The organism is Chromobacterium sphagni (genome assembly GCF_001855575.1).
Lineage (GTDB): Bacteria > Pseudomonadota > Gammaproteobacteria > Burkholderiales > Chromobacteriaceae > Chromobacterium > Chromobacterium sphagni.
This window is the reverse complement of sequence record NZ_MKCS01000001.1, coordinates 1,466,563-1,484,256: the sequence shown is the minus strand read 5'-3', so window position 1 is coordinate 1,484,256 and position 17,694 is coordinate 1,466,563. Positions and strand designations below refer to the sequence as shown.

The 17,694-nt window shown below is 65.3% G+C and carries 17 protein-coding genes and 1 tRNA gene; 7 read left to right on the top strand and 11 right to left on the bottom strand.

The annotated features are described in order from the left end of the window. Positions 1 to 11: 11 nt before the first annotated feature. From BI347_RS07155 to BI347_RS07145, 3 genes are all read right to left on the bottom strand, one after another. The gene (locus BI347_RS07155; RefSeq protein WP_071114610.1) at positions 12 to 293 is read right to left on the bottom strand and encodes a hypothetical protein; all 282 of its coding nucleotides are present in this window, start codon (positions 291 to 293) and stop codon (positions 12 to 14) included. A 124-nt stretch (positions 294 to 417) separates the two neighbouring features. Further along, positions 418 to 633 (bottom strand): HP1242/YdcH family protein, encoded by a 216-nt coding sequence (locus BI347_RS07150; RefSeq protein ID WP_071114609.1) that lies wholly within the window; start codon positions 631 to 633, stop codon positions 418 to 420. A gap of 93 nt (positions 634 to 726) precedes the next feature. Beyond that, on the bottom strand, positions 727 to 1,617 hold the full coding sequence (locus BI347_RS07145; RefSeq protein ID WP_204378011.1) for an SPFH domain-containing protein: 891 nt from the start codon (positions 1,615 to 1,617) through the stop codon (positions 727 to 729). A 243-nt stretch (positions 1,618 to 1,860) separates the two neighbouring features. Between BI347_RS07145 and hflK the strand changes: the two genes are divergently transcribed. From hflK to BI347_RS07120, 5 genes are all read left to right on the top strand, one after another. Then, positions 1,861 to 2,892 carry an FtsH protease activity modulator HflK gene (hflK, locus tag BI347_RS07140; protein ID WP_071114607.1) on the top strand — a complete coding sequence of 344 codons (1,032 nt, stop codon included), beginning with the start codon at positions 1,861 to 1,863 and terminating at the stop codon, positions 2,890 to 2,892. Beyond that, positions 2,892 to 3,770, top strand: coding sequence for a protease modulator HflC (gene hflC / locus BI347_RS07135; RefSeq protein ID WP_071114606.1), 879 nt, complete (start codon positions 2,892 to 2,894; stop codon positions 3,768 to 3,770). The genes hflK and hflC overlap by 1 nt, the downstream gene beginning before the upstream one ends. After that, positions 3,767 to 5,020: an NRAMP family divalent metal transporter gene (locus BI347_RS07130; protein ID WP_071114605.1), complete on the top strand. Its 1,254-nt coding sequence runs from the start codon at positions 3,767 to 3,769 to the stop codon at positions 5,018 to 5,020. Before hflC ends, BI347_RS07130 begins: the two co-directional genes overlap by 4 nt. A 21-nt stretch (positions 5,021 to 5,041) precedes the next feature. Continuing rightward, entirely contained in the window at positions 5,042 to 6,121 is a 1,080-nt protein-coding gene (locus BI347_RS07125; RefSeq protein WP_071115587.1) for a YjbE family putative metal transport protein, read from the top strand. A 446-nt stretch (positions 6,122 to 6,567) separates the two neighbouring features. Further along, on the top strand, positions 6,568 to 8,952 hold the full coding sequence (locus tag BI347_RS07120; protein WP_071115586.1) for a chitinase C-terminal domain-containing protein: 2,385 nt from the start codon (positions 6,568 to 6,570) through the stop codon (positions 8,950 to 8,952). A 3-nt stretch (positions 8,953 to 8,955) separates the two neighbouring features. Here the strand turns inward: BI347_RS07120 and BI347_RS07115 are convergent, their stop codons facing one another. Then, positions 8,956 to 9,177 carry a hypothetical protein gene (locus BI347_RS07115; RefSeq protein WP_071114602.1) on the bottom strand — a complete coding sequence of 74 codons (222 nt, stop codon included), beginning with the start codon at positions 9,175 to 9,177 and terminating at the stop codon, positions 8,956 to 8,958. Positions 9,178 to 9,265: 88 nt separating this feature from the next. Between BI347_RS07115 and sgrR the strand changes: the two genes are divergently transcribed. Then, positions 9,266 to 10,969 (top strand): HTH-type transcriptional regulator SgrR, encoded by a 1,704-nt coding sequence (gene sgrR, locus BI347_RS07110; protein WP_071114601.1) that lies wholly within the window; start codon positions 9,266 to 9,268, stop codon positions 10,967 to 10,969. On the opposite strand, the gene BI347_RS07105 is transcribed toward sgrR, so the two are convergent. The 7 genes from BI347_RS07105 to BI347_RS07075 form a co-directional block, all read right to left on the bottom strand. Next, complete coding sequence (locus BI347_RS07105) at positions 10,963 to 11,538, bottom strand: hypothetical protein (protein ID WP_071115585.1); 576 nt, start codon at positions 11,536 to 11,538, stop codon at positions 10,963 to 10,965. The genes sgrR and BI347_RS07105 overlap by 7 nt on opposite strands. 33 nt (positions 11,539 to 11,571) lie before the next feature. Further along, positions 11,572 to 11,787 (bottom strand): hypothetical protein, encoded by a 216-nt coding sequence (locus BI347_RS07100; protein ID WP_139167186.1) that lies wholly within the window; start codon positions 11,785 to 11,787, stop codon positions 11,572 to 11,574. A gap of 257 nt (positions 11,788 to 12,044) precedes the next feature. Continuing rightward, positions 12,045 to 12,599 (bottom strand): hypothetical protein, encoded by a 555-nt coding sequence (locus tag BI347_RS23245; protein WP_071115583.1) that lies wholly within the window; start codon positions 12,597 to 12,599, stop codon positions 12,045 to 12,047. Then, entirely contained in the window at positions 12,596 to 13,381 is a 786-nt protein-coding gene (locus BI347_RS24535; RefSeq protein WP_083338739.1) for a methyl-accepting chemotaxis protein, read from the bottom strand. Before BI347_RS24535 ends, BI347_RS23245 begins: the two co-directional genes overlap by 4 nt. Before the next feature lie 48 nt (positions 13,382 to 13,429). Beyond that, positions 13,430 to 13,798 (bottom strand): response regulator, encoded by a 369-nt coding sequence (locus BI347_RS07085; RefSeq protein WP_071115582.1) that lies wholly within the window; start codon positions 13,796 to 13,798, stop codon positions 13,430 to 13,432. Between the two features lie 31 nt (positions 13,799 to 13,829). After that, the gene (locus BI347_RS07080; RefSeq protein ID WP_071115581.1) at positions 13,830 to 14,807 is read right to left on the bottom strand and encodes a chemotaxis protein CheX; all 978 of its coding nucleotides are present in this window, start codon (positions 14,805 to 14,807) and stop codon (positions 13,830 to 13,832) included. Between the two features lie 11 nt (positions 14,808 to 14,818). After that, positions 14,819 to 17,188 (bottom strand): HAMP domain-containing protein, encoded by a 2,370-nt coding sequence (locus BI347_RS07075; RefSeq protein WP_071114596.1) that lies wholly within the window; start codon positions 17,186 to 17,188, stop codon positions 14,819 to 14,821. Between the two features lie 427 nt (positions 17,189 to 17,615). Here BI347_RS07075 and BI347_RS07070 point away from each other — a divergent pair. Beyond that, positions 17,616 to 17,689 (top strand) — tRNA-Gly (locus BI347_RS07070). Positions 17,690 to 17,694 lie beyond the last annotated feature (5 nt).

The following is a 17,694-nucleotide window of genomic DNA, read 5'->3' as shown; positions in this document are numbered from 1 at the left end:
GGCAATCACGCCTACTCGGCCTCCAGCTCCGCCATCAACTGCTCGGCGGTGGTAAAAGACGCCAGTGCCGCGCGCAGGCGGTTGAAAGCCTGGGCGGCCTTGTCCGGATGCTTGGCGAACGGCACCAAGCCATCGTAGTGCCAGCCGGCGGCGGCCAGCGCCTGCTTGCGGAAATTCATGCCCTCGTTGCCGCCGCCGCCGATATTGACCAGCGCCTGCTCGATCAGGGTGTGCGGCAACGGGGTGCGGCTGAGGGTGACAAAATGGCTGCTGTGGATTTCATCGAAATGCATGGAGGCCTTCCCCGTGGTCTGGAATTGTTTTTTAGTTTTAGTCGCAACTTTCTCAATGCGCTGACCGGAAATGCAAAACCGGAGCGCATGGCTCCGGCGGATGGAGAAAACGGCGGCAGCGAACTCAGGACGTGTGCGCTTTCAACAGGACGTACAGTTCATCCTTCAGCTTCAGTTTTTCCTTCTTCAGGTTTTCAATCTCCAGCGCCGAGGCCTGGACAATGCGCGCTTCCATGTTCTTGATCTGCTGATCCAGCTGGTTGTGCAGGTCGAACAGGCGGCCAAAATGCGGATCTTCGGTTTTCAGGCGGGAAATCAGATCGCGGTATTCGGGAAACATGGGCAAGCTCCTGGGTGGGTAGGGATGGCCGACCGTAGCCGGCCATGAGTCATGCTAACGTCAAATCCAGCCCTGCGGCTTGATCTGACGCAGTCATTTCTGCGCCGGCGCCGGCAGGTTGAGCAGCATGCCGCCGCCGTCTCCGCCGCTGACCACGCTGGGCATCTGGCCGTTCCATTTGTCGATATAGGCGCGCTGCAGCTTCAGCCTCTCCCAGGCCAGCAGCCTGTCGTCCAAGGAAGAGGCCAGCGCGCGGTTGGCGGCCGCCTCGCCTTCGGCGATGGCCACCTTCTTCTTCGCCTCGGCGGTGGCTGCGCGCACTTCGTTCTCGGTGCGGATCGAGTCCTGGATCGCCTTGGTCTTGGCATTCACCGCATTCGCCAGTTCCGGCGGCGGCCGCAGCGCGCCAACCAGGCCGAACTGCTGGATGGAAACGCCTATCGGCATGGTACGCCGGTTAAGCTCCGCCGCCACCCGACTGAGAAACTCCTCCTTCTTCACGCCGTTGACGTCGTCGAAGCTGTATTCCGAACCGATGGCCACCACGATGTTGCGCGCGGTGTCGCGCAGATAGCCGTGGGTCCAGTTGCTGATGTCGTCGGCGCGAAAGCGGGTGTAGAACGCCGGCACCTTGTCGGCGCTCAGCAGATAGGACACCGCCACGTCTATCGACACCGGCACTGAATCCTTGGTGTTGAAACTCAATTCCTCGTTGGAGGCCCCGCCTTCGTTGGCGGAGCGGGTCCACACCTCGCGCTGGACGAAGGTGGGATACACCACCACCACGCTCTGGATCGGATTGAAGAACACAAAGCCGGTAACCACGTTTTCCTTGCTGATGCCGCGGTCCACCAGCCGGTTGATCTTGATGCCGGTATAGCCGGGGTTGATCACGGTCCAGCTCAACACGGTCTTGTCCAGCACATTCGCCAGGATGATCAGCGCCAGCACGCCTCCAGCTACCTTCAATAAGAATCGCGTCAACGGTTGCATCCACAGACCCCTTCAGACGGGCAACGAAGCTGCCGGCGCCGTTCACCGGCCATCTGCCCGATAAGCCAGCATACGTCCGCCGCGCCACGATATGCAATAAAGGTAAAATCGGCGCGCGCTTGCCGTCCGCCAAAGCTTGCCGCAATAGGTTAAATTGGCAACGGATGTCATCCTGTCGGCATCCGCCGCGTTAAACCCAACTAATAGCATGGTTAAAATCAGGATACGCCCCGCATGCAGAGCCCTACCCCTCCTCTTCCGCCCGCTCCGGACTCGCCGCTCGCCTCCCTGAGCCGGCGCGCCGACCATACGCTGGAGCTGCTCGGCATGCGGGGCAAGGGCCTGGCGCTGCTGGGCGGGCTGATCGCCGTCGGCTGGCTCGCCTCCGGCATCTACCGGGTGGAGCCGGACGAACAGGGCGTGGTGCAGCGCTTCGGCAGTTGGAGCGACACCACCTCGGCTGGCCTGCACTATCATCTGCCGTGGCCGGTGGAGACCATCCAGCTGCCCAAGGTCACCCAGATCAAGCAGCTGAAGCTGGCCAATATCTACGAAGGCTCGCCACCGGACGCCGCCGATCCGCGCGAAAAGCAAATGCTGACCGGCGACGAGAACATCGTCGAGGCTGACTGCGCGGTGTTCTGGCGCATCAAGGACGCCGGCCAGTTCCTGTTCCGCGCCAAGGAGCCCGAACTGGCGCTGCGCATCACCGCCGAAGGTGCGCTGCGCGAGGTGATCTCGCGCACCCCGATCCAGGCGGCGATGTCCAACCGCCGCCAACAGGTGGCCGAGGAAACCCGCGCCCTGATCCAGCAGCGGCTGGACGCGCAGCAGGCCGGCGTCCTGATCACACAGGTCCAGCTGCAGCGGGTGGACCCGCCGGCGGCGGTGATAGACGCCTTCAACGACGTGCAGCGCGCCCGCGCCGACCAGGAGCGCGCCCGCAACGAGGCGCAGGCCTACAGCAATGACATCCTGCCCAAGGCGCGCGGCGAGGCCGAACGCATCCGCCAGGAGTCGGAAGCCTACCGCAGCCAGGTGATCAACCTGGCCCAGGGCGAGGCCAAGCGCTTCGGCTCGGTCTACCAGACCTATGCCCAGGCCAAGGACGTCACCGCCTGGCGCCTGTATCTGGAAAGCATGGACGACATGCTGAAAAAGGCCAGCAAGGTGGTGATAGACGGCTCCGGCAAGAACGGCAGCGGCGTGCTGCCGCTGCTGCAGCTGCAGGACAAACCCAAGGCCGCCGGCAAGGAGAACCGCTGATGAACAGGCAATGGCGCGGAATCGGCTGGGCGGCGGGCATCGCCGGCCTGTGGCTGGCGTTGTCGGCGCAATACACGCTGAACGAGGGGCAAAAGGCGCTGGTGGTGCGGCTGGGCGCGCCGGTGGACGTCAACAGCGAACCCGGCCTCAAGTTCAAGTGGCCGCTGATAGACAGCGTGCAGTATTACGACACCCGACTGCAGATGCTGGCGCCGCCGCCGGAACAGGTGATCCTGGGCGACGAGAAGCGGCTGGAGGTGGAAACCTACACCCGCTACCGCATCGCCGACACCCTGCGCTTCTACCAGGCGCTGCGCACCGAGGAGCAGGCGCGCGCGCAGCTGACCCAGCTGGTGAGCACCTCGCTCAGGCGCGAGCTGGGCAAGGCGCCGCTCTCCGACCTGCTGTCGCCGCGCCGCCTCGCCATCGTCGCGCGCATCCAGCAGGAGGTGACCGAACGCGCCCGCCCGCTGGGCCTGGAGGTGACCGAGGTGCAGCTGCACCGCGCCGACCTGCCGCTGGAAACCAGCCAGGCCATCTACGACCGGATGAAATCGGCGCGCCAGCAGGAAGCCAAGGAATTGCGCGCCCAGGGCGCGGAATGGGCGCAGCAGATCCAGGCCAAGGCCGACCGCGACCGCACCGTGATCCTGTCCGAGGCGCAGCGCCAAAGCGCCATCACCCATGGCGAGGCCGACGCCGAGGCCGGTCGCACCTTGGCCCAGGCCTTCAGCCGCGACCCCAAGTTCTACAAGTTCTACCGCTCGCTGCAGACCTACCGCCAGTCGCTCGCCGACTCCTCGCCGGTGCTGGTGCTGTCGCCGGATTCGGCGCTGCTGCATGATCTGAAGAACGGCCCCGCCGGGGCCAAGCCATGAGCGAAGCCGGCATGCTGCTGCAAGCCGCCACGCTGCGCCGACTGCGCCATCTGCTGGCAGCCATCGGCCCCGGCCTGGTGGTGATGCTGGCCGATACCGAAACTGGCAGCGTGATCGCCGCGGCGCAGAGCGGCGCGCACTGGGGCTACCGCATGCTGCCGCTGCTGCTGCTCTTGATTCCGCTACTCTACATGGCGCAGGAGCTGACGATACGGCTGGCGCTGGGCACCGGGAAAAGCTATGGCGAGTTGGTGCGCCAGCGCTGGGGACGTCGCGCCGAACTGGCTTCGGCAGCCCTGCTGCTGACCAGTTGCCTGGGGGCGCTGGCCACCCAGCTCAGCGGCCTGGCCGGCGTCGGCCAGTTGTTCGGCATCCCGGTGTGGCACACCATAGGGCTATTGTGTGCGCTGATTTTCATTATGGTCTGCACCGGCAGTTACCGTTCGGTAGAACGCATCGCCATTGGCCTGGGCGTGTTCGAGCTGGCCTTCCTGGCCGAAGCCTGGCTGGCCAGGCCCGATCCCGGCCAGATGCTGGCCCAGCTCACCCAACTGCCGCTGGGCAACCACGACTTCCTGCTGCTCGCCGCCGCCAACATTGGCACCTGCATCATGCCGTGGACGCTGTGCTACCAGCAGTCGGCGATGCTGGACAAGGGACTGACGCTGGCCGACCTGAAACCGGCGCGGCTGGACACGCTGATCGGCGCCATCTTGTGCCAGGTGATCACCGCCGGGATCCTGATCGCCGCCGCGGCAGCCTTCGGCAACGGCGCTGGCGGCGAGAGCCTGGACACCATCCCGCAAATCGCCGGCGGCTTCACCCTCTTGTTGGGCCCCACCGGCGGCAAGCTGCTGTTCGCGCTGGCGCTGTCCGGCGGCGCGCTGGTCGCCACCATCGTGGTGTGCCTGTCCAGCGCCTGGACGCTGGGCGAGTTGGCCGGCAAGCGCGAATCGCTGGAAAAACATCCGCTGGAAGCCCCGTGGTTCTACGGCAGCTTCGCGGCGATGCTGATGGTGACCGGCGCGCTGGTGTCGTCGGGCGTCAATCTGGTCAAGCTGTCCATCGCCACCTCGGTCGCCAATGCCTTGCTGCTGCCGGTCATGCTGGCCGGACTGTACTGGCTGGCCAGCCGCGAGCTCCCCCCGCCGCTGAAGCCCGGGCGCGGCTACCGCCTGCTGCTGGCGGCGCTGTTTGTCCTGGTCGCCGGCTTCAGCCTGTATTCCGGCCTGGTCGGCAGCCTGGGCTAACGCCTCATACTGGATGAATCCATGGAACCCGACAGCCTAGCCCACGCCTTCGGCCTGACTTTCCAGGTCTCGTTTCTCGACCTGATCCTCAGTGGCGACAACGCGCTGGTGATCGCGCTGGCCTGCCGCGCGCTGCCGGACGAGCTGCGCCGCCGCGCGGTGCTGTGGGGCACCGGCTTCGCCATCGCGCTGCGCCTCCTGCTCACCGCCCTCACCGGCGTGCTGCTGATGGTGCCGATGCTCAAGCTGATAGGCGCCGCCGTCCTGCTGGTGATCGCCATACAGCTATTGCTGGGGGAAGACGGCGCGGGCGACGACGGCGCGCAGCTGGCGCAACAGGCCGGGCACAGCCGGCAGCTGTGGAACGCGGTGATGCTGGTGGTGAGCGCCGACCTGGCGCTAAGCCTGGACAATGTGGTGGCGCTGGCCGCCGCCGCCCAGGGCAGCCTGCTGTTCCTGCTTTTCGGCCTGCTGCTCAGCGTGCCCTTGCTGATGTACGGCAGCCTGTTGCTGGCCAGGCTGATGGACGGCTACCCGCTGCTGATCCCCGCCGGCGCGGCGGTGCTGGGCTGGCTCGCTGGCAGCCTGGCAGTGTCCGATCCGCTGTGGAGCGACTGGGTGGCCGCGCAGGCCCCGGCGCTGCAGATCGCGGTGCCGCTGCTCGCCGCCGTGTTCGTGATCGTCGAAAGCCGCATCATCCGCGAACAGCGCCGCTCCCTGCCCGCCATGCCGCCGCTGCAACTGCTCTCCCCGCTCACCCGCCGCCTGGCCATGCTGGGCGAGGCCGGCATCGCGGGCGCCCCCCCCTCCGCCCCTGCCGGCGCCGCCGAGCCCCTGGAGTCCGTCGCCGTCCGCCAGGCCACGCCTCAAATCGAAGCCCCGGCCACCGAACCGGAGCCCGCAGCGCTCACAGCGCCCAATCAGCCCGCGGCGCCGGACAGCGAAGAAGCCGGCGACGCCAGCCTCAGTCCGCCGCTCAAGGCGCTGGTGATGGCGGCGACCGTCATCGGCGCGCTGGCGCTGGCCTGGCTGGCCTGGCATCTGCTGAGCCAGGGCTTCCTGCCCGCGCCCAATCACCACCCGATGTCGCCGCACCACTGAGCCCCTCCCGGCGGGCTCCGCCCGCTGGAAAACCTCCTGACAGCCCCTGCCGGATGGTCTGTATCTGGTATGTAATTTACCTACTGTCGCCCACGCCATCCTGCCTCCATTTGCCGGCCCTCCCGGCAATGTGACGTAGGCGCGCTACACTTTTCCGTCCCAGCCTGGCGATTTCCCTTCCACTCCCTCGCCGCGTCCGCCGCCGGCCAAACGGGTCGATGCCGCGCAACAAAACCGCACACGCCCTTTCTAGTCCAGCCTGTCAGTCCAAGGCGACGCCTCGGGCCACTCCTTCAATTGCGATGATTTCAAGCACACCTGACAAAAAGAACAGGGGCATTTTTAATCCTAACCACTACATTCCATTTGTTAATACCACTTAAATACAAGTGGCCGCATCTTTCACCGCCGCACCATCACTACCATCACTAACACAGGAGGACAGAGTGAGCAAAACCCTGATGCTTTTGAAAGGCGGGCTGGCAGCCGGAGCCTTGGGCGGGGCCGCGCTGCTGGCCAGCACCGGCGCCGTCACCGGCAGCCCCTTCCAGCCGCTGCAGGCCGCCTGGCTGGTCAAGACCGCCGACGCCACATGCACCGATCCGGCCTGGAGCGCGGCCACCGTCTATACCGGCGGCCAGCGCGTCAGCTACCAGAACCAGACCTGGCAGGCAAAATGGTGGACCCAGGGCAATACCCCTACGGCCGGCGACGCCAGCCCCTGGCAACTGATAGGCCAGTGCGGCGGCGGCAACCCCAATCCCCCGCCCGATCCGCCTCTGGTGCAAGTGCCCGCTCCCGCCGGCAACGCGCTGTGTCGGCCGGAAGCGTTGGCGCAGACCAGCGGCGTCGACGTGCCCTACTGCGCGGTCTACAAGCAAGGCGGCAATGAACAGCTGGCCAACGGCAGCCGCAAGCGCATCATCGGCTACTTCACCAGCTGGCGCACCGGCAAGGACGGCAGCCCGGCCTATCTGGTGAACAACATCCCGTGGGGCAAGCTCACCCACATCAACTACGCCTTCGCCCATGTGGACGGCAACAACCAGCTGTCGGTCAACGACAGCGCAGCCGGCAACCCGGCCACCGACATGACCTGGCCCGGCGTGGCCGGCGCCGAGATGGACACCAGCCTGCCATACAAGGGCCATTTCAACCTGCTGACCCAATACAAGCGCAAATTCCCCGGCGTGAAAACGCTGATCTCGGTGGGCGGCTGGGCCGAAACCGGCGGCTACTTCGACGCCTCCGGCAAGCGCGTGGCCAGCGGCGGCTTCTACAGCATGACCGTCAACGCCGACGGCAGCGTCAATCAGGCCGGCATCAACGCCTTCTCCGACTCCGCGGTGGCTTTCCTGCGCAAGTACGGCTTTGACGGCGTGGACATCGACTTCGAATACCCGACCTCGATGAACAACGCCGGCAACCCGTTGGACTGGACCTTCTCCAACGCGCGCCTGGGCTCGCTGACCAAGGGCTATGTCGCGCTGCTGCAGACGCTGCGCGACCGGCTGGACCGCGCCGCAGCCCAGGACGGCCACTACTACCAGATCACCGCCGCGGTGCCGGCCTCCGGCTACCTGCTGCGCGGCATGGAAACCTTCCAGGGCCTGAAGTACCTGGACTTCGTCAATGTGATGTCGTATGACCTGCACGGCGCGTGGAACCGCTTCGTCGGCCCCAACGCCGCGCTGTACGACGACGGCAAGGACGCCGAACTGACCTTCTGGAACGTCTACGGCACCGCGCAGTACGGCAATATCGGCTATCTCAACACCGACTGGGCCTACCACTACTACCGCGGCGGCCTGCCGTCCTCCCGCGTCAACATGGGCGTGCCCTACTACACCCGCGGCTGGAAGAACGTCATCGGCGGCAGCAATGGCCTGTGGGGCAGCGCGGTGGGCAGCAACTGCCCGACGGGGCTCACCGAATGCGGCGACGGCGCGGTGGGGATAGACAATATCTGGCACGATCTGGACGACAACGGCAAGGAGATCCCCGGCGGCTCCAACCCGATGTGGCACGCCAAGAACCTGGAAAAAGGCATCGCCGGCAGCTATCTCGCGTCCTACGGCATCGACACCAGCCAGCAGATCAACCAGCTAACCGGCACTTACCAGCGCAATTACAACGCCACCCTGGCGGCGCCGTGGCTGTGGAACGCCGGCAAGAACGTGTTCCTGTCCACCGAGGATGAGCAGTCGATCGCTCAGAAGGCGGCCTGGATCGATTCCAACAACATCGGCGGCGTGATGTTCTGGGAGCTGGCCGGCGACTACGACTGGAACGCACAGCGCAACAACGGCCAGGGCGAGTACTACATCGGCAATACCCTGACCAACCTGCTGTACAACACCTTCAGCCAGCCGGCCAAGGTCAGCGCCCGCCGCGCCGACGCCGCGCCGGCCCCGGCGGCGGCCATCGATGTCGGCTTCAGCCTGGGTGGCTTCGCGCTGGGCGACAACAACTATCCGATCAATCCCAAGCTCACCATTACCAACCGCTCCGGCACCACCCTGCCTGGCGGCACCGAGTTCCAGTTCGACGTGCCGACCTCGGCGCCGGCCAATATCGCCGACCAGTCGGGCTTCGGGCTCAAGGTGATCAGCACCGGCCACAGCGGCAGCAATGTCGGCGGCCTGAAAGGCGACTTCAACCGGGTATCGGTGAAGCTGCCCAGCTGGCAGAGCCTGGGCGCCGGACAGAGTGTCAGCCTGGACGTGGTGTACTACCTGCCGATTTCCGGCCCCAGCCACTACACCGTCACCCTCAACGGCAAGGTGTACGCCATCCGCGACGAGGCGCCCTATCTGCCCTACCTGAAGTAAGCCTCAACCGGCCCGCCGCAGCCGCGGGCCAGCAAGTTTCTCCGCGTCCTCTCGTTGCGGCCGGGTCTCACCGGCCGCTTTTTTTTCATCCTCGCCATCAGCCGTCAATGGCCACTGCATCACGTCGCCCAGCTGAATCAGGGCGCTCCGCGGAGAGATCCCGAAGCGCGACGACTGGCGGGAAAGATAGTCTTGGTAGTAACGGGCGAAATCATCGGTTTTCATGCTGGACTCCTTGCCATGGAGCCGTTATTGTCACGCTAATAACAGGAAGAAAAAATTGCTGAAATTGATAAGATAAATTTCCTCATTTATGCCGACTCAACGACTTCTGCAACAGTACAGCCGCCTGTACCAGCACTTCGCCGGCCAGGACGCCGCCACCTCGCTGCAGCAACTGGCGGACATCCTGCACTGCACCCGCCGCCACATGCGCAGCCTGCTGGCACAAATGCAGCAGCGGGGCTGGCTGGACTGGCAATCGCGCGCCGGCCGCGGCCAGCGCTCGCTATTGCGCTTCGCCCAAAGCATGGCGCAATTGCAGCGGCAGCAAGCGGCGCAGCTGCTGGAGCTGGGGCGGGTGGAACAGGCGGCGGCGCTGCTGGGCGACGACCCGCAGCAGTTGGCCGCCATCCTGCTGGCCAGGCTGGGCCGGCGCTGGAGCCAGGACCGGCAGCTGCTGGGCGTTCCCTACTACCGCCCGATGCCCAATCTTTATCCCGGCACGCCGCTGCGACGCTCCGAGCGCCACCTGGTGAGCCAGATCTTCAACGGTCTGACGCGGATAAACGAGGAAAAAGGGGAAGTGGAAGGCGATCTGGCGCATCACTGGCAGCAGCATGGCGACGCCGAATGGCACTTCCACCTGCGCCCCGCCGTGCGCTGGCACGATGGCCGGGAGCTGACCCAGGACGACATCGCCGCCACCTTGCGCCGGCTGCGCGCGCTGCCGTTGTTCTCGCACCTGCGCGGCATCCGCCGCCTGGCGCCGCACAGCCTGGCGCTGGAGTTGAGCGAACCCGACCGCTGGCTGCCGTGGCTGCTGGCCGACAGCGCGGCGCTGATGCTGCCTGCCGACCACGCCGAACGCCCCGGCTTCGCCTCGCAGCCAGTGGGCACCGGCCCCTACCGCGTAGCGGCCAACGGCGCGCACCGGCTGTCGCTGCAGGCCTTCGACGACTACTTCGGCTACCGCGCGCTGCTGGACCAGGTGGATATCTGGATGATGCCCAAACTGGGCGACGAACTGGAACTGGGCGCGCCCGGCATCTGCGACCTGACGGTGGAAATCAACCCGCGGCCGGTCCACCCGCAGACCGAGATGTCGCTGGAAGCCGGCGTGTACTTCCTGCTGTGTGACGGCCGCGCGCCGGCAATGCGGCAACAGGACACGCGGCAATGGCTGGCCCAGGTGCTATCGCCGCTGGCCATCATGCAGCAAACCGCGCCGGCGGTGCGCCAGTACTGGGTGGCCGCCTCCGGCCTGCTGCCGCGCTGGCACCATGCCAAGCCGCTGCCGATCGCCGCCGCGGCGCCACTAACGCGGCTGCGGCTGGCGTTTTACGAACAACATCCGGAATACCAGCAGATAGCCGACGCCATCGCGCGCTGCCTGCAGCCATACCGGGTGGAGCTGGAGTGCCGGCAGCACAGCTACAGCGACTGGGAGCAGGGCTGCGGCGAGGCCGACCTGTGGCTGGGCTCGGTCAACTTCACCCGCTCCACCGACTACGCCATCCCCGCCTGGCTGCTGGGCACCCCGTTGCTGCGCCGCTGCCTGGCATCCGGCTTGCCGCTTGACGACTGGCTGCACAACTGGCGACAGGGCAAGCAGGATGCGCACGAACTGTCCGCCGCCGTGGTGCAGCAACACTGGCTGCTGCCGCTGTTCCACAACTGGCTGCGGCTGAACGGCCCCGGGCAAATGGAGGACTTCCGCCTCAACAGCCTGGGCTGGTTCGATTTCAAATCGGTCTGGCTGCGGCCCGAGGGGATGTCGGCCGCGCCAGCTCAGTGATACGGCAGCTGGTAAATCTTCAGACCGGGCAAAGCCATCGGATTGACCGACACCACCATCCCGGTGCCGTAATCGACGATCAGCGGGTGCCGGGCCGGATCGCATGGCATCGCTTCCCAGCCATCGCGGTCGCCACCGGCGATGTTCACCGAAGTCGGCCCCACGCCGTCCGGCTTCTGATCCAGATTGCTGAGCTTGAGCGCATTGGCGAGGTCGCCGGACAAAAATAGCGGCCGGATACCCTGCGGCGCATTGCGCACGCACAGGAAGGACTGGTAGTAGCGCACCTTGCGGTCATTGATCAGATAAAAATTCTTGTCGTAGATGGCCTCGTTCACCACATAGGCCACATCGCGCGGTAGCCCGCTGGCCCCGGCGGCATTGACGATGAACTTCTGCCCCGGCGATATGCAGGCTAGGCGCTGATCCAGCCAGACATCGTCCATTCCCCGCGCCTGGCATTTCAGCGCCCCCCGGTACGGCTGCACGGCCTCGGCAGCCTGGGCCGCGCCGAGCGACAAAATCGCCAGCGCCATTCCCGACAGCGCGGCCTGCGACAACTTGAGCATCTTCCGCCTTACCTGCAAATTATTTGAAACCATTTAGTCTGTTTCCTGAAACCCGTCTCCCCTCCTGGCCGCTGCGGCGCCATCGCCGCGGCGGCTTTGATCACCCGGTGTCCTCAAAATGGCAATTTTCTTGTTTTCACGCCGCCATGACCGGTCGATGCCGCCTGACGGATGCGCTAGGATAAGCCCGAGAAAACACAATGTCATCCCCAATGCATTGGTAAAAATATTAGGCATGACAATTGACATGAAATCCACCCGCCTCAGTCCTCTCGCCGGTATGCGCCGGACGAAATCGACCCGGCTGCCCATCATCCTGGGCGGCAGCGGCCGCATCGTGCATGCATGGGTCTGAGCGGACCATTACCACGCTGAGATAGACAATGGCCTTGACGAGGATTGCGCGCCGCTCAGCATCCGGTCCGGCCACTGCGGCGCCGGTCGCTCAGGATAGGGATGGAATGCCGACGGCGATTTTCCGCGCCGGCAGCCGGAGCGCTAAAGGCTCAGAACAGCTCCAACTCGCCGGCGCTCTCCTCCACAAGCATCGGCGGGCGATAGCGGAAATCCAGGCTGGCGCCGGTGGACAGATAAAGGCAGGTGGTCATCCAGAAGCGGGCCCCCTCCGCCATCTCCACCTCATAGCCGCGACGCAGCGCGGCGCCCAGCATGTCGATGTGCCGCAGACAGCCGCCGCCCAAGCCCAGCGGGGTGGACATGCCGACATGGCGGAAGGGCACGCACAAGGAGCGGTTGACCGCACCGCTGATCAGATTGGCCATCTCGCCATGGGCATCGCGCAACGCATGCCGGTCCAGCGGCGCATGGCTGCGCGTCCAACTGGCCAATTGCGCGCGCAGCGCCGGGCTGTCGTCGAAATGGAACAACATGGCGAAGCGGAAGTGGTAGGACGAGATATTCAGCAGGATCAGCTCATTGGCCGCCGGATCCCCCTTGGGCATGGCCTGGCCCAACGCATGCACCATGCAAGCCCCGCAGCTGTCGAGCAAGGCCTGGCGGCAGATCAGGTCCAGCGACTCGGCGGCGGCGGCCGAGATCATGCCGCCCCCTCGCTGTCCAGCCTTGCCAGGATCCGTTCGCTGGACGCCTTCAGGCCGAACACCGCGGTGCGTATCATGTTGCCGCAGGCCTGCAAGTCCTGGAAGGTGGCGGTGGTGACCAGGTCGTTGCGCTCCAGGTTTTTCTTGTACTCGCCGGACAACTCGGCGGCGTTGCCGGCAAGCTGCCGCACGCCGTCGGCCACCACCGAGAAGCCGCGGCCGTGCTCGCCGGCGCGGGCCGCCTCGATGGAGGCGTTGAGCGCCAGCATCACCACGCTCTTGACGATGGTGGCGAAGCTTTCGTTCTGCTCCTTCAAGCGGCGGTTGTTCACCAGGATGGCCTGCATTTCCTCGTGCCAGCGCTCTATGGTTTTCACCAGGCCCAGCAATAGCTCGACATCGCCGGCCAGCACCGCCTGCTCGCTGCGCAGCGCCGCGCGCACCTGCTCGAGCGCCTGCAGCGATTCCTGGCGCGATTGCGTCAGCGCTTCGCGGCGCGCCTGCTCGGCCAGCCGCTCCGCCTCCTCCGGCATCCGCTGCAATTGCTGCTGCAGCGCCAGCAGCGCCGATTGATGGCGCGCCTCGGCCTCCTTCAGCCGCAACAGGCTGCGCGCCTCCGCCGTCTCCTGCGGTTCGCGCCGCTCCAGCAAAGCAATGCGGGCATCGCGCTCCGCCAGCTTCAGGCGGCAACGGCGGCATTCGCGCCAAAATCCGCAGCCAAACAAGCAAGACAGCGCCAGCCCAAGGCCGGCGCAGACGAAACTCACATTTACTGCATCCATCTGGATTCTTCTCTCACGCATCCGCCGCGATGGCCGCGGCTGCAAGCCTCAAGCGCTAACCAGCTTCTTGAAGGTGGGCAACACCGCCGCGCCGTTGAACGGCTTGACAATCCAGCCCTTGACGCCGGCGGCCTTGCCGCGCTCCTTCATCGCCGGGCTGTTCTCGGTGGTGAGCATGATCACGTTGACCGCGGCGTTCTTCAGCTCGTTGCGGATTTTCTCGGCCATGGTCAGGCCGTCCATATTCGGCATGTTGACGTCGCTGACCACCAGCTTGATGGCGGGATCGGCGCGCAGCTTGTCCAGCCCGTCCCTGCCGTCCACCGCGGCCACCACCGAAATGCCGTTGGCCTTGAGAAAGTCGCACACTTCTTTGCGCACTGTGCTGGAGTCGTCAACCATCAATACCTGAGCCATTTCCCATCCTCGTCCTGATTGCACTGCAAGTTCAAAAGAGTTCAAGCTCGCCGGATTCGACCAGCGACTCGACACTTGGGTTTTCCTGGAATTCGTCCGGCGCCCAGCACAGGTTAAACACGAAACGCTGCACCAGCGTGACACCCGGCGCATCCGCGCGCTCGCGGTCGCGCAACTGGTACTTGATGCACAGCTGCGGGTCGTCGGAGCCGAAGGAGATATAGCGCCGCTGGTGGTTGACGATGATGGGCACCTGGGTCAGCAGCGACGCCGACTGCTGGTTGGCGCCGCCGGCGTAGCGGTTCTTGAACGAGCCCCAGATCAGGTTGGTGGCCTCGCCCAGCGCGCTGTTGAGCTGGCGGAAATCCATGCCCTGCCCTGCTTCCGGCACCAGCAGCCCCATCAGCGGCGCCTCTTCGGCCTGCAGCATCATGTAGCCGCGGCACCAGCTGCTCTCGATGGCGATCAGCGTGAACATCTCGCCATAGACGATGCGGTCTTTCACTGCCAGGAAAGGCGACTGCACCGCCACTTCGCAGCGCAGAAACAGCATTTCCAGCGCGCTCTTGCTCATTTCGGCGATGCCGCGCACCAGTTCATTGGGGTAGATGCGGCTGAAGATCGACGAGACCAGCGCGGCGCGCAGCATCTGCAAATCGCTCAGCGCGTAGCCGCAGCAGAACATCAGCGCGTCGCGCTCGGACAGCCCGGCCAGACTGGATGATTGCTCGCGGCGGTAAAAGATGGGCAGCTCCGGCCTGACGGCCTGGATGCGCCGCGCCAGCTCCAGCCCCTGCAGCTTGCCGCCGTAGTGTTCGAACAACATGATGCCGCCCAGGTCGACATTGGAGCGCAGGATGGACATCACGCTGTCGGCGCCAGCGCGCTGCGGGCGGATGCAGATCAGCTCATGCTCATGGCAAAAATGCTTGAGGCTGCCGGAATAAACGGCGCTGTCGTCCAGCACCAGCACCTTGGTGCGCAGGCAGGCCTGCGTGGCGGCGTCCATTGTCCGCCCGCTCAAACCAGGCTGGCGTCGACGACGCCAAGCGGCGCAACGGCGCGCGGCTCCATCGGCACCGCGCAGCTGTCAGGCAGAATCACCACCGTCGCGAAGCGGCGGAAGTCCATGCCCCGCTCCTCATCCAGGAAGCGCAGCTCTATCCGGCCGTGCTCGCGCTTGATAAAGGACTGCACCGCGTCCATGCCCACGCCGCGGCCGGACACCTCGGTGATCTGGGCGGCGGTGGAGAAGCCGGGACGGAAGATCAACTGCGCCACTTCCTCATCGCTGAGGCCGGCGCTGTCGGTTATCCAGCCCTGGCGCTCGGCCCGCTCGCGGATGCGCCCCAGCGCCAGGCCGCGGCCGTCGTCCGTCAGGCTCAGCTCCAGCCGGCCGTCCGCCACCGTCAAGTCCAGCGCGATGCTGCCGCGCGCCGGCTTGCCCAGCGCCTGGCGCTCGTCAACCGCCTCCAGGCCGTGGTCCAGCGAGTTGCGCATCAGATGCATGAACGCGTTCTTCAGCGTGGCGGATATCTGGTTGCGCAGCACGTAGCCGTGGTCGCGGATCCGCACCTGCGGCTCGGCCTTGCCCAGTTCGCGCGCCAGCGAAGGCAAGGACTCCAGCACGCCCGACAGGATTTCGCCCACCGGCTCGGTGCCCATCCGGTTGAGCACGCCGCGCACGCTATTGTGCACGGCGATCAGCTCGTGCAGATTGCCGGTGTTGACGGTTTCCAGCCGCTGCAGGGTTTCGCGTATCTGCTCGCGGTCCACCAGCAGGTAATCGCCGCCGCCGGCCCGACCCGGACCCTTGCGGCCCAGGCTCACCTCGTTGACGCGGGCGTAATGCTCGACGCCGTCGCGCACGCTTTCCAACTCCTCCAGCAACTGGGTCTGGTCCCAGGCGATGGCCGGCTGCGGCTGGCGCAGCTGTTGGTAGCTCTGCTCGGCCAGGTGCACGATGTTGGTGAGCTGGGACAGCCCGTAGGTGCGGGCATTGCCCTTGATGGTGTGCATATTGCGGAACAGCTGGTTGATCGCCTCGGCGTCGCCGCGCGGATGCTGGCGGATCAACTGCTCGTTGTCGCCGACGAAGCGGATGGAGCTGGTGATGAAGTCGTGGAACTTGTCCTGGCTCACCGCCAGGATTTCGCCGATGACCGCCAGTTCGCGCTTCTGCTCGTTGGCCTCGGCGGCCAGCGCCTTCAGTTCGGTCACATCGCGCACGCACAGCATCAGCCGCTCCACCCGGCCATGCTCGTCGGCGATGATGGACCAGTTCAAATCCAGTATCTTGACCCGGCCGTCGGCGCAGCGCTTTTCCAGCTCTCCCGCCAGCAGGTGCTGGTTGAATTCGAAATTCATGCTGTCTTCGCCCAGGCAGGAGGCGATGGCGGCCTCCAGCTGCGACAGCTGGTCCGCGCCCAAGCGGCAGTCGGCGAACAACAGCTCAATCAGATTGCGGCCGGCGATGTCGCGCGTCTCCAGGATGGTCTCCAGATGCGCCGAGTACTCCTGGTGCACCGCCAGGCCGTCGACGATGGTGAGGATGCCCTGCGGGATGTTCTGCAGCATGGCCTGAATGTCGCCCGACTTCTGCCGCAACAGCGCGCTGCTCTCCTCGATGCGCGCCACCATGCGGTTGAAGGCGACGATGGACTTGCCGACCTCATCTTCGCGCTCCACCGGCACGCGGCGCGAGAAGTCCTGCCTGTCGGCGATATCGCTCATGGTGGCCTGCATGCTGCGGATCGGGCCGACAATCTGGCGGTACAGCAGCCAGCCCAGGCCTCCCAGCAGCAGCAAGGCCGCCACGGTCACCGACGCCAGGGTGGCGGCGGCGCCGGACAGGCTGCGGTTCAGGGTGAGGATGGCGTCGTCCTTGCTGCGGTTTTTCTCCACGCGCAAGGTGGTGACGATCTGCTGCAGATTGTCGTGGTACTGCAGCACGCCGCCGGCATAGGTGGCATCGGCCAGGTCGTTCTGGCCGCTCTGCTTGAACTGGATGGCGTCGTCGATGGAACCGAGATAGCTGTCGAACACATCCTGCGCCTGGCTGACCAAGCCGCTCTGCACCGTGTTGCTGGCCATTTTCTTCTGCAGCGCCAGCTGCGCGCGCAGCGCCCTCTCGCGGGCGGCCAGTTGCTCCCTGGCTTGCGCCTGCAAGCCGGCATCGCCAGTCTGCAGCGCGCTCATCGTCGCCAGCTGCACATCCTTCAACGCCGCGATCAGATCGGCCGAGGCCAGCGCGCTCGGCACTTCGCCTTCCGTAACGGACTTCACCGCCGCGGCATTGGCGTCCGACTTCCATACCGCGTAAGCGCCAATGGCGAGGATGGACAGAAAGCTGACCGACACCAGCAAGAGAATCCGGTTGCGTATATTCATGAGCCGCCCAGCGGTGATTTTGTTAGAGTTTAAACAGTATTATTTTTAATAATTACTGAGCATATTGTTCCAAAACCCGATGACAGGCTCATGACAGTATCAAGCCGTCAAAACCACGCCACCGCGCAGAGACTCCAGAGGCGGCGGCAGCCCCTGAGGAACGCGCTAGCCATCGATTGAAACCGCCGGGGAAACAGCCGTAGCCGCGGACTGCCGGCCAAGCGGGTCGGCACGCTGGCCCCAGGTCAAAACGGCTGGCAGACCGATTTCGCCATCGCAATCGGCATGATTCTTTTCACATCAGCCACTTAGCAGACACAAATCCGCAACCACCGCAAAAAGCGGCGTCAGCTGATGCTTTTGTTGCGCCGCAAAACCTTGCCAACCCCTGAGAAACCCGCTAAATTCGTCGGCTCTAGCGAAGCGCGCGGGTGTAGCTCAATGGTAGAGCAGAAGCTTCCCAAGCTTACGACGAGGGTTCGATTCCCTTCACCCGCTCCACAGGC